This is a genomic window from Paraburkholderia ultramafica, from assembly GCF_902859915.1.
Taxonomy (GTDB): Bacteria; Pseudomonadota; Gammaproteobacteria; order Burkholderiales; family Burkholderiaceae; genus Paraburkholderia; species Paraburkholderia ultramafica.
In genome coordinates this window covers 44,466-58,671 of record NZ_CADIKK010000041.1, presented here as the reverse complement: position 1 = coordinate 58,671, position 14,206 = coordinate 44,466, and the positions used below count along the sequence as shown (strand labels likewise).

Sequence of the window (14,206 nt, the reverse complement as noted above, 5' to 3'; positions counted from 1 at the left end):
GCCCAGGTAGATGTCGCCGAGCACTTCGCCCGACAGCGTCAGTTCAGCCGGCTTCACGCCCGGCACGTTGACGACCGGCACCACGCCGCCGACCACCGTCGGGAACTGGAACAGGCCTTCCTTGGCGAGTTCGTCGTCCTTCAGCGGCGCGTCCGAACCGGCGAAGTCGACGGTCTTCGCGACGATCTGCTTCACGCCGCCCGACGAACCGATACCCTGGTAGTTCACCTTGCCGCCGCCGGACTTCTGATAGGCGTCGGCCCACTTCGTGTAAATCGGTGCTGCGAAGGTGCTGCCCGCGCCGGTGATGTCTGCGGCTTGCGCTGCGATTGCGAAAAGCGCGCCAGCGACGCCAGCGAACACGGTTTGCATCAATTTCATGAGACCTCCAAGGTGTGAGCGGTATGAGCGAGTGACACGAACACCGCGAAGCTTAGGGTCTCTTTGTGACAGTAACGTGACTGATCGTTAAACAGATGTGACAGTGAGATTACTGTCGTGAAAGGTGTTTGAGTGGATGAATCGCCGGTTTTGCGACGTTGGGGGCAACGTTCTAGAGATTAGGCGAAAAAGATGGGGAGCGAACGTTTGGGTGGGGCAGTGATGTGCGGCGGCGATGGGCGCCACGGGGGATGGAAGGTTGGCGGGTGAGATAGCCGGGGTTTGGGGGACTCGCTGTTCGGCCGCCCGCCTGGCGGGCTGAGGGCGGCAAGCGGCGGGACGATATCCTATCGCCCCACCGCCGCGCGAAAATGCGCGTCTTACGCCGTGGCCAGCTTCACCGCGTCGGCAATCGCTTCCGAATGAAGCACCGCGTCGTCGATATTCTCCGCCTCGACCATCACGCGCAGCACCGGCTCGGTGCCGGACGCGCGGATCAACACGCGCCCGCGGCCATTCAACGCAGTCTCGGCGCGGCCGATCGCGCGACGGATCGCGTCGCTGCCCTTCCAGTCCGCGTCCGGCTTCATGCGCACGTTGATCAGCTTCTGCGGGAACAGCGTGACGCCGTCGAGCAGGTCGGCGAGCGATTTGCCGCTCCGCTGCATCGCCGCCAGCACCAGCAACGCGGAAACGATGCCGTCGCCGGTCGAATGGCGGTCAAGGGAGAGAATATGGCCGGAGCCTTCCGCGCCGAGTTGCCAGCCGTGTTCGCGCAGTTGCTCGAGCACGTAGCGATCGCCCACCGCCGCGCGGACAAACTTCACGCCCGCCTCCTGCAGCGCGACTTCAACCGCCATATTGGTCATCAAGGTGCCGACCGCTCCTTCCACGTTGCCGTTGGTCGCGATGCGGTCCTTGACCAGCACGTACAGGAGTTCGTCGCCGTTATACAGGCGGCCAGCCGCATCCACCACCTGTAGTCGGTCGGCGTCGCCATCGAGTGCGATGCCGAGGTCCGCGTGGTTCGCACGCACCGCGCGCACCAGCGCATCCGGCGCGGTGGCGCCGACACCGTCGTTGATGTTGAAGCCGTTCGGCGAAACGCCGATCGGGATCACCTCGGCGCCGAGTTCGTGGAATACGTTCGGCGCGACGTCATACGCGGCGCCATGCGCGCAATCGACGACCAGTTTGATGCCGCGCAGGTCGAACGCAGCCGGGAACGTGCTCTTGCAGAACTCGATATAACGCCCGGCTGCGTCGTCGAGACGCCGCGCCTTGCCGAGTTGCTCGGATGCCGCGCATGCGAGCGGCAGATTGAGTTGCTCTTCGATCAGCGCTTCGACGTCGTCCGGCAGCTTGTTGCCGTCGGCGGAAAAGAATTTGATGCCGTTGTCGTAGTACGGGTTGTGCGAAGCGCTGATGACCACGCCCGCGGCGAGCCGCAACGCACGCGTCAGGTAGGCGATGCCGGGAGTCGGCATCGGGCCGGCCAGCATCACATCGACGCCGGCCGCCGAGAAGCCCGCCTCGAGCGCGGCTTCGAGCATGTAGCCCGACACCCGCGTGTCCTTACCGATCAGCACCGTTGGCCGAGCGCTCGATCTGGCTCTGCGATCCGCGCCCGCGAGCACCTTGCCGGCGGCGTAACCCAGCCGCAGCACAAATTCCGGCGTAATAGGCCCTTCGCCGACCTTGCCCCGAATCCCGTCCGTTCCGAAGTAACGACGTGTCATGTTTTCTCTCCCTCGTTAGCTTTGGGTTCAACCGCGCGCGCGGCTGTGATTCGCCGCGTCGCGCATAGCTGCCCATACTTTCAATGCGTCTGCTGTTTGCGCGACATCATGGACGCGCAGAATCGCAGCTCCCCGTTCGGCCGCGCACACGGCTGCGGCAATACTGCCGGCAATGCGCTCCGCGGCCGGACGCCCGACCACCGCGCCGATCATCGACTTGCGCGACATGCCCGCGAGAATCGGATACGGCGGCACGGCTTGCGGCGCGGTGTCCGGCAAATGCGCAAGCAACGCGTAGTTATGCTCAAGCACCGCCTTGCCGAAGCCGAAGCCCGGATCGACGCTGATGCGCGCACGCGCAATACCCGCTTGCTGCAGCGTCGCCACCCGCTCCTCCAGGAAACGCCGAACCTCGCTCACCACATCATCATAGGCGGGCTCGCCGAGCTGCATGGTCTGCGGTTCGCCGAGCATATGCATCACACATAGACCACATGCGCTGTCGCGTACCGCGTCGATCGCGCCGGGCATCCGGAAACCCCATATATCGTTGATCAGATCGGCGCCTGCACTCAACGCGTGGCGCATCACCTCCGGCTTATACGTATCGACCGACAACGGCACGTTCGCCCCGCGCAGTTGCTCGACCAGCGGAATCACTCGCTCCAGTTCTTCGTCGAGTGGTACTGGCGGAGCGCCGGGGCGAGTCGATTCGCCACCAATGTCGATGATGTCCGCGCCCTCGAGCATCATGCGCTCGGCCTGGCGCAGCGCATCGCCGCGCATCGCGAATTTGCCGCCGTCGGAAAAGGAATCGGGCGTGACGTTCAGGATGCCCATGATCAGCGGGCGCTCGAAGGTCAGCTTGAAGCGGCCGCATTGCAGCGGCTCAGGGATGGGAAGAGAAGATAGATCGGCTTTCGACACGTAGCAATGCTTCACGTAAAACGGATAAATGCAAAACGGGCCGGTGTGAAACACACCGGCCCGCACTTTCTACTGGTCGCCTATCAGGCCGGCGCGGTCGCGCTGCCCGGCTTGACCTCAGTGCCCGGGCTACCGCCCGACGAGGCGTCGCTTGCCGACGGCGGCGAGCTCTTCGGCGAACGCGGCGGACGGCCAGCCATGATGTCGTTGATCTGATCGGCGTCGATCGTTTCCCACTCCATCAGTGCGGCGGTCATCGCTTCGACCTTGTCGCGGTTTTCATCCAGCAGGCGCTTCGCGAGAGTGTACTGCTCGTCCAGCACGCGGCGGATTTCCGCGTCGACCTTCTGCTGCGTCGCTTCCGAAATGGTGCGCGTGAAGCCACGGCCAAACGGCGTTGCGTCGTTTTCGTCGTCGACGTAGACCATCGGTCCGAGCGCGTCCGTCATGCCGAAGCGAGCCACCATAGCGCGAGCCGTTTGCGTCGCCTTGTTGAAGTCGTCCGACGCGCCGGTGCTGATCAGGTTCAGGAACAACTCTTCCGCCACCCGGCCACCGAACAGGATCGCGAGACGATCCAGCAGATAGTCCTTCGAGTACGTCTCGTTGTCATGCTCCGGCAACTGCCACGTCACGCCCAGCGCGCGGCCACGCGGAATAATAGTAACCTTGTGCACCGGATCGGCCTTCGGCAACAGCTTGGCGATCACCGCATGGCCCGACTCGTGGTAAGCCGTAGCGCGCTTCGACTCTTCGCGAATCACGGCAGACTTGCGCTCCGGACCCATGAAGATCTTGTCCTTCGCATCTTCAAAGTCCGTCATTTCGACGATGCGCTTGCCGCGGCGAGCCGCGAACAATGCCGCTTCGTTCACGAGGTTCGCGAGATCGGCGCCCGAGAAGCCCGGCGTGCCGCGTGCAATCACTGCTGCGTCGACGTCGTTCGAAATCGGCACCTTGCGCAGGTGAACCTTCATGATGTGTTCGCGGCCGCGGATATCCGGCAAACCGACATACACCTGACGGTCGAAACGGCCCGGACGCAGCAGCGCCTTGTCGAGCACGTCCGAACGGTTCGTTGCAGCGATCACGATCACGCCCGAGTTCGCTTCGAAGCCGTCCATCTCGACCAGCATCTGATTCAACGTCTGCTCGCGTTCGTCGTTACCGCCGCCCATGCCTGCGCCACGATGACGGCCAACCGCGTCGATTTCGTCGATGAACACGATGCACGGTGCATGCTTCTTGGCCTGCTCGAACATGTCGCGCACACGAGCCGCGCCGACACCGACGAACATTTCAACGAAGTCCGAACCCGAGATGCTGAAGAACGGCACCTTCGCTTCGCCGGCGATAGCGCGCGCCAGCAGCGTCTTACCGGTTCCCGGCGGGCCGACCAGTAGCACCCCGCGCGGAATGCGGCCACCCAGTTTCTGGAATTTCTGCGGATCGCGCAGGAAGTCGACCAGTTCGGAGACTTCTTCCTTGGCTTCGTCGCAGCCGGCGACGTCGGTGAAATTGATAGCGTTGTTGTTCTCGTCAATCAGACGAGCACGCGATTTGCCGAACGAGAACGCACCGCCTTTCCCGCCCCCCTGCATCTGTCGCATCATGTAGAACCAGAAACCGATGATCAGGATCGTCGGCCCGAGGTAGTACAGCGCGGACACCAGCGCATTCGGTTCGTCGTCAGCCTTGCCGCTCACCTGAACGCCATACTTCATCAGATCGCCGACCATCCAGATGTCGCCGGGCGACACGATCTGGTACTTCTGGCCGTCTGCTGGAGTGACCGTGAGGTTCCGCCCCTGGACAATGACGTTCTTGACTTTGCCGTTCTTCGCGTCGTCCATGAACTGCGAATAGGAAACGCCTTCCTGGACACGGGGCTTGTCGAACTGCTTGAACACCGTAAACAGCACCAGTGCGATAACCAGCCACACTGCTGCCTTCGAAAACATATTGTTGTTCAAAGCACCACTCCTTCACTTAGACGGGCGCCTACATTTGCCTTGCGGCACCACGAAAGCATTCTAATCCAGTCCGCAGACCCCTGCCATAAGGTTTCGCTACCACAGAAATAGTGTAGCGCGCCATTAAAGCGCCAATTTCAGCGCCATGAGCACTCTACCGGCAGATGCGGAACCGTCCTGCAGCGCCCCTCTATGCGGGCCGCTTGAGATGCTTACCCAAAATAAACGTTTCTGACGATTTATCCCGCGACGCCTTCGGCTTGCGGGCCGCCACCACCTTGAACTGACGCTTGAACTTTTCGACAATCTGGCTATAACCGCTGCCGTGGAAGCATTTGACTAAAAGGGCACCATCCGGTTTCAGGTGATTTTGTGAGAATTCCAGCGCGAGATCGCACAAATGCTCGATTCGCGCGGCATCCGCCACCGCCACTCCGGACAGGTTGGGCGCCATATCCGAAATTACAAGGTCGACCTGGCGTTCTCCGACCAATTCTTCCAGTTGGCCCAGCACCGAGTCCTCGCGGAAGTCGCCCTGGATGAAGTGAACGTCGGCCACCGGCTCCATCGGCAGGATGTCCAGCGCGATGATCGTACCGTCGATACCGCCTTCCCGCTCGGCGTCGCGCTGCGTACCTTTGGCGAGCTTGTTGCGCGCGTACTGGCTCCAGCTGCCCGGCGTGGAGCCAAGGTCGACGATCACCTGCCCCGGGCGGATCAGCTTGTCCTGCTCGTCGATTTCCTTGAGCTTGTAGGCCGCGCGGGCGCGATAGCCCTCCCGCTGCGCCATTTTCACGTACGGGTCGTTGATGTGGTCATGCAGCCACGCGGTATTGAACTTGTTTTTTGCCATTAAAGATTGAACTCTTGCTGCGTGGTGTCGCGCTTTAGGGGATAATACGCGGTTAATTCGCGCGGCCACCGCCAAAACTGGCGATCATCCGCGATTCTGTTGTTCTGACGCGCCGCCCTGTTGAATCGACCCGATCGAGCAAATCGACCGGGAACGCAGGTGCCGCCATTTTAGTCGAGTCTTCCACTTTCCATGCCAGCCCTCAAAGTCTCTTCCGACCAACGCGCCGAGTTGCGCTCCCAGGCACATGCGCTCAAACCGGTCGTGCTCGTCGGCGCCGAAGGCTTGACCGACGCTGTGCTCTCCGAGATCAAGGTTCACCTTGATGCTCATCAGCTCATCAAAATCCGCGTATTCGGCGACGAACGCGAAGAACGCATCGCGATCTATGAAGAGATCTGCGACAAGCTGAATGCCGCGCCGATCCAGCATATCGGCAAGCTGCTGGTGATCTGGAAGCCGGAATCGGCGCAGCCGGCGGTGAAAGCGAAGCGCGGCGCGTTGCCGAGCGCCCGCGAAGCGGCCGTTGAAGCCAAGCCGGGCAAGGGCCGCGCACCGCGCGTCGTCACGGTCGTGAAACCCAGCGAAATTCCGATGCGCAAGCCGAAGGCAAAAGCGGTCCTGGTGCGCGGCAATGAACGCGTCACGCAAGGCGGCAACATCAAGCGCGCCAAGAAGCGTCAAACCAGCGCGAAGCGCTCGCATCAGTCGTCGAAGTAAGCAAGCGGCGATAGGTGCGGCGAGGTCCGCACCTTGATATAAGCTAACCTGAAAACGAAAGGCTGAATGCTCAGGCGAACGCCTGGGCAAATCCGCTAAAACCGGAACGGTCGGCCAGCAAGCGCAAGCGGTCTCCGCTCAGCATCTCAGCCCGTCACTTTCCCCGCGGCACTGTGAGCGCCCGGCTCCGTCGCCGCTACGCCGATGCTCGCAGGCAGCTTCCACACGAGCGCCACGCCCAGCAGGCTTTCGATCAGATAGAACAGACTCGACACGCCGTGCAGGATGCCGAAGCGCGTCGCATAAACCGAATGCCCGACGTCGCTGCCCGCTTCGAGCGCGGCCACGCGCATTGCATTCATGAACGGCTGCAACGCGAAGTAACCCACCAGCACGCACACCAGCATGCCGGCGATCAGCCAGCGCAAACGGCGATAAGCATCGCTGCCGCGGCGAACCAGCAAGTTGGCAAGACCGAGCAGCAATATGCCGCACACTACACCGAGCACGCCCTGAATGCGAAACAGCTGTGCCGCCACCGCGCCCGCCGTCATCCGGTCGAGCGACGTGAACAGCACGGGCGCGACGGCATAGCCGATAGTCAGCAGACTACCGACCCACACCACCGTCAAAAGACGAAAAAATCGATGTGGCATCTGGGACACCCGGGTCACCTCAAACGTAGCTAACCGCGATGATTTCGTATTCGCGCACGCCGCCCGGCGCCTGCACCGACGCAACGTCGCCTTCCGACTTGCCGATCAACGCGCGCGCGATCGGCGAGCTGATCGAGATCAGACCATGGTCGATGTCCGCTTCGTCGTCGCCGACGATCTGATATTTAACCGACGCACCGGACTCCAGGTCTTCCAGTTCCAACGTTGCGCCGAACACCACGCGACCGTCCGCGTCCACCTTCGACGGGTCGATCACCTGCGCGCCTGCCAGCTTCGATTCGATCTCGGCAATCCGGCCTTCGATAAAGCCCTGCTTTTCCTTCGCCGCTTCGTATTCCGCGTTTTCCGACAGATCGCCTTGGGCACGCGCTTCCGCGATCGAGTTGATCACCGACGGACGTTCAACCGATTTCAGGCGCTGCAATTCGTTGCGCAACATGTCCGCGCCGCGCTTAGTCAATGGAATAGTGCTCATAAACAACTCTAGAGGCAAAAAACGACCGTAAAAAAAATCACCGCGGTTAAGTGCATCCCGCGGGAGCCAGCGACCCGGGCAAAACCCGGGCCACAACACCTGCGGAACGCCGCTTAACCGCGGCACTTACATGTTGGACAGATATTCGACGCCTTAGTTTAGGCGAGCGTGGAGCCCTTGTAAATCATAGACTTCCAGGTTCTTCAGATAACGCAAACCTTCCACTGCGGCCCGTGCGCCGGACATCGTCGTATAGTACGTGACCTTGTTCGCCTGCGCGCTCATGCGAATCGAACGTGAATCGGCGATCGCGGCGCGCGTTTCGTCGACGGTCGTAAAGACCAGCGCGATCTCGCCATTCTTGATCATGTCCACAATGTGCGGGCGCCCGTCCTTCACCTTGTTGACGACCTTCACCGGCACGCCGGCCGCTTCGATCGCGGCAGCCGTACCCTTGGTCGCAACGATCGGATACCCGAGTTCGTGCAGCATGCGCGCGACTTCGACAGCCTTCGGCTTGTCGGCGTCCATCACGGTCAACAGTACCGTACCCGACTCCGGCAGACGCGAACCCGCCGCGAGCTGCGACTTGAACAGCGCTTCACCGAATGTCTGACCCACGCCCATCACTTCGCCGGTCGAACGCATTTCCGGTCCGAGCACCGGGTCGACTGCCGGGAACTTGACAAACGGGAACACGGCTTCCTTCACGCTGAAGTACGGTGGATCGATTTCCTTCGTCACGCCCTGTTCGGCGAGCTTCTGGCCGACCATTGCGCGCGCCGCGATTTTCGCGAGCGGCAGGCTGGTCGCCTTCGACACGTACGGCACCGTACGCGACGCACGCGGATTCACTTCGAGCACGTAGATGACGTCTTCTTTCGAGCCGTCCGCCTGCGGAACCTGCTGGATCGCGAACTGCACGTTCATCAACCCGATCACATTCAGCGCCTTCGCCATCGCGCCCGTCTGGCGCTTGAGTTCAGCAACGGTTTCCTTCGACAGCGAATACGGCGGCAGCGAGCAAGCCGAGTCGCCCGAGTGCACGCCCGCCTGTTCGATGTGCTCCATCACGCCGCCGATGAACACGGCTTCGCCATCCGAGATGCAGTCCACGTCGCACTCGATCGCGTCGTTCAGGAAGCGGTCGAGCAGCACCGGCGAATCGTTCGACACCTTCACGGCCTCGCGCATATAGCGCTCGAGATCGCGCGGCTCGTGAACGATTTCCATCGCGCGGCCGCCGAGCACGTACGACGGACGCACCACCAGCGGATAGCCGATTTCGTCGGCGAGCTTGAGCGCTTCGTCTTCCGCGCGCGCGGTGCGGTTCGGCGGCTGACGCAAGCCGAGGTCCTGCAACAGTTTCTGGAAACGCTCGCGGTCTTCGGCCGCGTCGATCATGTCCGGCGACGTGCCGACGATCGGCACACCGTTCGCTTCGAGATCGAGCGCGAGCTTCAGCGGCGTTTGGCCGCCGTATTGCACGATCACACCGACCGGCTTTTCCTTGTCGACGATTTCGAGTACGTCTTCGAGCGTCAGCGATTCGAAGTACAGACGATCGGATGTGTCGTAGTCGGTCGAAACGGTTTCAGGGTTGCAGTTGACCATGATCGTTTCATAGCCGTCCTCGCGCATTGCGAGCGCGGCATGCACGCAGCAGTAGTCGAACTCGATACCCTGGCCGATCCGGTTCGGGCCGCCGCCCAGCACCATGATCTTCTTGTTGTTGGTCGGGTTCGCTTCGCACTCTTCCTCGTACGTCGAGTACATGTACGCGGTTTTGGTGGCGAACTCGGCCGCGCAGGTGTCGACGCGCTTGTACACCGGACGCACGTTCAACTCGATACGGCGTTGACGCACTTGCGCCGGCTTCGCGCCGAGCAGCTTCGCCAGACGGCGATCCGAGAAGCCGCTCTGCTTCAGGTACTTCAGTTCTTCCTTCGACAGGCTGGCGAGCGTACGGCCTGCCAGCGCCTTTTCCTTCAGGATGATCTGTTCGATCTGCGCGAGGAACCACGGGTCGATCGCGGTCTCTTCGAAAATTTCCGCGGCCGTCATGCCGACACGGAACGCGTCGCCGACGTACCAGATGCGATCCGGACCGGCTTCGCCGATCTCGCGGATGATCTCGTCGCGGTTGCCGGTCTTTTCGTCCAGCCCGTCGACGCCGACTTCGAGACCGCGCAGCGCCTTCTGGAACGACTCCTGGAAGGTGCGGCCGATCGCCATCACTTCGCCGACCGACTTCATCTGCGTGGTCAGGCGTGAATCGGCTTCGCGGAATTTTTCGAACGCGAAACGCGGAATCTTGGTGACGACGTAGTCAATCGTCGGTTCGAACGATGCCGGGGTCTGGCCGCCGGTGATTTCGTTCTTCAGTTCGTCGAGCGTATAGCCGACTGCGAGCTTGGCCGCGACCTTGGCGATCGGGAAGCCGGTCGCCTTCGACGCCAGCGCCGACGAGCGCGACACACGCGGGTTCATTTCGATCACGATCATCCGGCCGTCTTTCGGATTGATCGAGAACTGCACGTTCGAGCCGCCGGTATCGACGCCGATCTCGCGCAGCACCGCGAGCGACGCGTTACGCAGAATCTGATATTCCTTGTCGGTCAGCGTTTGCGCCGGCGCGACGGTGATCGAGTCGCCGGTGTGGATGCCCATCGGGTCCAGGTTTTCGATCGAGCAAACGATGATGCAGTTGTCCTTGGTGTCGCGGACCACTTCCATCTCGTACTCTTTCCAGCCGAGCAGCGATTCTTCGATCAGCAGTTCGCGCGTGGGCGACAGGTCCAGACCGCGCTTGCAGATCTCTTCGAATTCGTCGCGGTTGTACGCGATGCCGCCGCCCGAACCGCCCAGCGTGAACGACGGACGAATCACGACCGGATAGCCGCCGCTGCCGGTTTGCGCGGCGATCTCCGCTTGCACCTGCAACGCTTCTTCCATCGAATGCGCGGTGCCCGATTTGGCCGAACCGAGGCCGATCCTGGTCATCGCGTCCTTGAACTTCTGGCGATCTTCCGCCTTGTCGATCGCTTCCGGCGACGCGCCGATCAGCTCGACCTTGTACTTTGCCAGCACGCCGTGCGCGTGCAGATCGAGCGCGCAGTTCAGCGCGGTCTGGCCGCCCATCGTCGGCAGGATCGCGTCCGGGCGCTCTTTGGCGATGATGCGCTCGACCACTTCCCACGTGATCGGCTCGATGTAGGTCACGTCGGCCGTGTTCGGGTCGGTCATGATCGTCGCCGGATTGCTGTTGACGAGAATGACCTTGTAGCCTTCCTCACGCAGCGCCTTGCATGCCTGCGCGCCCGAGTAGTCGAACTCGCACGCCTGGCCGATGATGATCGGACCCGCGCCGATGATGAGGATGCTCTTGATGTCTGTCCGCTTGGGCATAACGCTCTCGCTAATGTATTCCTGAATTCTTTCCGTCGGCGCGCGTCGGTGCTACGTTGCGCGCGCTCTGCTTTGCTCTGTTCCGTGCGGCTCGCGGAGCGTGCGCCTGGTGCGCGGGGCACACCGATCGCGTGACGAACCGCGCGCTGCCGGGCTGTGCTTTGGACACACCCACAGACAGCGCCGCGCCGCTTGCCTTACGCCGCCGCGCTCTTGCCGCCCTTCTTCGCGTCCATCAACGCGGTGAAACGGTCGAACAGATAGGCGATGTCGTGCGGACCAGGCGACGCTTCCGGGTGGCCCTGGAAGCAGAACGCCGGCTTGTCGGTCAGCGCGAAGCCTTGCAGCGTGCCGTCGAACAGCGAGACGTGCGTGACGCGGGCATTGGCCGGCAACGTGTCGGCGTCGACCGCGAAACCGTGGTTCTGCGACGTGATCACCACGCGGCCGTCTTCAAGATCCTTCACCGGATGGTTCGCGCCGTGGTGGCCCGTCTTCATCTTCATGGTCTTTGCGCCGACCGCGAGGCCCATGATCTGATGGCCGAGGCAGATGCCGAAAGTCGGAATGCCGCGTTCGATCAGTTCACGGGTTGCCGCGATCGCGTAGTCGCACGGTTCCGGATCGCCGGGGCCGTTCGACAGGAAGATGCCGTCCGGGTTGAGCGCCAGCGCGTCGGCCGCGCTTGCCTGCGCCGGCAGCACGGTGACGTGGCAGCCGCGCTCGGCCAGCATGCGCAGGATGTTGTACTTGACGCCGTAGTCGAACGCCACCACGCGGTGCTTCGGCGCATTCTGCTTGCCGTAGCCGCTGCCCAGACGCCATTCGGTCTGGGTCCACTCGTAGGTTTCCCTGGTCGACACGACCTTCGCGAGGTCCATGCCCGCGAGGCCCGGGAACGAACGTGCGAGTTCGATGGCCTTGGCTTCGTCGTCCGAACCGGCCAGGATCGCGCCGTTCTGCGCGCCCTTGTCGCGCAGAACGCGGGTCAGCTTGCGGGTATCGAGGCCGGCGATGGCGACCACGCCTTCGTCCTGCAGGTATTGCGGGAGCGTGTGCTCCATGCGGAAGTTCGACGCGAGAACCGGCAGATCGCGAATGATCAGGCCGGCGGCATGGACTTTCGTAGCTTCGACGTCTTCGGCATTCACACCGACGTTGCCGATATGCGGATACGTGAGGGTCACGATCTGGCGCGCGTAGCTCGGGTCAGTCAGGATTTCCTGATAGCCGGTGATAGCGGTGTTGAACACGACTTCGCCGATGGTATGCCCGGGGGCGCCGATCGAGTAACCACGAAAGACCGTGCCGTCGGCGAGCGCGAGCAGAGCGGGAGAAAATGACGGCAACACGGGAGACTCCTTGGGGGAACACCCTGTTGCCGACCAGCCTATCCGACTGCGAGCCGCAGCGAAACACATCCACGGGATGCGCGCGCAGACTCGCTCGCGACCTGCTGTTGACGTTGCAAGGGGCGCGATGGGCCCATTGTGTGGACGGATCGGCTGGCTGCGGGCCCTTCTTGCTACGCCAATGGCGCGCGGCGGATGAACGGTATGGGAGAGGTAGGCGCTAGGGTGCGGGTTGATAAGCTCAAACCTTGAAATTATAGCCTGAAAACGCCCTTCCTTCCAAATCCGAGATGGCAAGCTGATGTGGAGAAGCCCATCCGCAAGTCGGCCAAAGCCTTGTGGGGCTTGGCCCGGGAGCCGGCAAACAAAAATTCACCTGATCGGATCGGGATAACGCCGGCAAATTTGCCTCGCGCTGCGAACTGCCGCGCGGCAGGCTCAGGCCTCCTGCCCGGCGCGCACTTCGGACGGCCGAGCCAGCTTCCGGCTGGGCAACGCGTACCAGATCGCGCTCAACACCTGCAGCGTCACCAGAATCCCCCAGGCAGTCAGATGCGCGGCCGCCGGATAATGGCCGCCGCTCGCCTGCCAGTGCGACAACACCGCGCCGACACCGATCTGGAAGCCGAAAATCAGCAGAAAGATAATCAGCGTCAGCGTGGTATTGACCCGGCCGATCATCTGCGCCGGGAAGTGCCGGGCCATCGCAGCGTAGCTGAGAATGCCGGTGCCGCCGAAAATCCCGTACGCCGCCCACAACAGACTCGCGGGCAGCGGCGCCTTGAACATGATCAGCAACTGCGTCAGCAGATAGAGCGCCATGCCGACGCCGCAGAACGCGTAAAGCGAGATGCCGCGCCGCTCCAGACTGCGCGCTGCCGCGCCGAAACCGACGCAGCCGGCCATCATCGCGAAGCCGAGAATCGACACCAGCGCGGCGGCCTCGCGTGGCTCGAAACCCTGCACGTCGCGCAGCCACGCGCCGACCCACAGCGACTGCATCGCGTAAAAGACGCCTTGCGTGACGACCGAGAACCACGCGATTTTCCAGAACGCGACGCTGCGCAAAATATGCAAGGTGCCTTTGAACTGCGCGCCGAGGCTTGCCTGATGATGAGTCTCCTTCGTGTCCGGCGCGAGCGTCCACTGCGCGAGCGCCACCAGCACGGTCAGCAGACCCAGCCCGACGCACACCGCGCGCCAACTGGAGAAGCCCAGCACCCACGTGAGCGGCGACCCGACCATCACGCCGCCCGAACCGCCGATCGCCATCACCAGCCCGTTCATCAGCGGCAGGCGCGCACTCGCGAAGTGCTGCGCCAGCGCCTTGAAGGCAGCGCCAAGACACACGGACACGCCGACCCCGATCAGCAGGCGCCCGATCATCATCACGCCGAGGCTTTGGGCAGCGCCGAACACCCAGATGCCCAGCGCGGCAAATAACAACGTGACCGCCGTCACCCGCCGCGCGCCGAAGTGATCGAGCAGCACGCCGGCAGGAATCTGCGCCCCCGCAAAACCGAGGAAATACAGGCTGGTCAGCAAACCCAGATCGCTGGCCGACAAGCCGAGATCGTGCGTGATGAACGGCGCGAAGCCAAGGTTGACGCCGCGAAACACGTAGGAAATGAAATAGCCGGCGGAAAAGAGGAAAAAGACGCGCAGTTGGGTCGACGACATAAGCTTCGAAGTGGGCGGCCG

The 14,206-nt window shown here is 62.5% G+C and carries 11 protein-coding genes; 1 reads left to right on the top strand and 10 read right to left on the bottom strand.

Going from position 1 to position 14,206, the window contains the following annotated elements; translation table 11 throughout:
• The 5 genes from HV744_RS31090 to HV744_RS31070 form a co-directional block, all read right to left on the bottom strand.
• Window positions 1-381, bottom strand: a 381-nt coding sequence (locus HV744_RS31090) for an extracellular solute-binding protein (protein WP_175153161.1), incomplete at its 3' end; no start/stop codon positions are given.
• Between the two features lie 380 nt (window positions 382-761).
• Window positions 762-2,120 carry a phosphoglucosamine mutase gene (gene glmM / locus HV744_RS31085; protein WP_175153160.1) on the bottom strand — a complete coding sequence of 453 codons (1,359 nt, stop codon included), beginning with the start codon at window positions 2,118-2,120 and terminating at the stop codon, window positions 762-764.
• 27 nt (window positions 2,121-2,147) lie between these two features.
• Complete coding sequence (gene folP / locus HV744_RS31080; protein WP_175153159.1) at window positions 2,148-3,047, bottom strand: dihydropteroate synthase; 900 nt, start codon at window positions 3,045-3,047, stop codon at window positions 2,148-2,150.
• Window positions 3,048-3,130: 83 nt separating this feature from the next.
• On the bottom strand, window positions 3,131-5,020 hold the full coding sequence (gene ftsH, locus HV744_RS31075; RefSeq protein ID WP_064268398.1) for an ATP-dependent zinc metalloprotease FtsH: 1,890 nt from the start codon (window positions 5,018-5,020) through the stop codon (window positions 3,131-3,133).
• A 190-nt stretch (window positions 5,021-5,210) separates the two neighbouring features.
• Entirely contained in the window at window positions 5,211-5,873 is a 663-nt protein-coding gene (locus HV744_RS31070) for an RlmE family RNA methyltransferase (RefSeq protein WP_175153158.1), read from the bottom strand.
• Between the two features lie 192 nt (window positions 5,874-6,065).
• Between HV744_RS31070 and HV744_RS31065 the strand changes: the two genes are divergently transcribed.
• Complete coding sequence (locus HV744_RS31065) at window positions 6,066-6,593, top strand: YhbY family RNA-binding protein (protein ID WP_175153157.1); 528 nt, start codon at window positions 6,066-6,068, stop codon at window positions 6,591-6,593.
• Between the two features lie 146 nt (window positions 6,594-6,739).
• On the opposite strand, the gene HV744_RS31060 is transcribed toward HV744_RS31065, so the two are convergent.
• From HV744_RS31060 to HV744_RS31040, 5 genes are all read right to left on the bottom strand, one after another.
• Window positions 6,740-7,249 (bottom strand): DUF4149 domain-containing protein, encoded by a 510-nt coding sequence (locus HV744_RS31060; RefSeq protein ID WP_175153156.1) that lies wholly within the window; start codon window positions 7,247-7,249, stop codon window positions 6,740-6,742.
• A 19-nt stretch (window positions 7,250-7,268) separates the two neighbouring features.
• The gene (gene greA, locus HV744_RS31055) at window positions 7,269-7,745 is read right to left on the bottom strand and encodes a transcription elongation factor GreA (RefSeq protein ID WP_175153155.1); all 477 of its coding nucleotides are present in this window, start codon (window positions 7,743-7,745) and stop codon (window positions 7,269-7,271) included.
• Between the two features lie 153 nt (window positions 7,746-7,898).
• Window positions 7,899-11,153: a carbamoyl-phosphate synthase large subunit gene (gene carB, locus HV744_RS31050; protein ID WP_175153154.1), complete on the bottom strand. Its 3,255-nt coding sequence runs from the start codon at window positions 11,151-11,153 to the stop codon at window positions 7,899-7,901.
• Window positions 11,154-11,350: 197 nt separating this feature from the next.
• Window positions 11,351-12,505 (bottom strand): glutamine-hydrolyzing carbamoyl-phosphate synthase small subunit, encoded by a 1,155-nt coding sequence (gene carA / locus HV744_RS31045; protein ID WP_175153153.1) that lies wholly within the window; start codon window positions 12,503-12,505, stop codon window positions 11,351-11,353.
• A gap of 438 nt (window positions 12,506-12,943) precedes the next feature.
• Window positions 12,944-14,185: an MFS transporter gene (locus tag HV744_RS31040; RefSeq protein ID WP_175153165.1), complete on the bottom strand. Its 1,242-nt coding sequence runs from the start codon at window positions 14,183-14,185 to the stop codon at window positions 12,944-12,946.
• Between the last annotated feature and the right edge of the window lie 21 nt (window positions 14,186-14,206).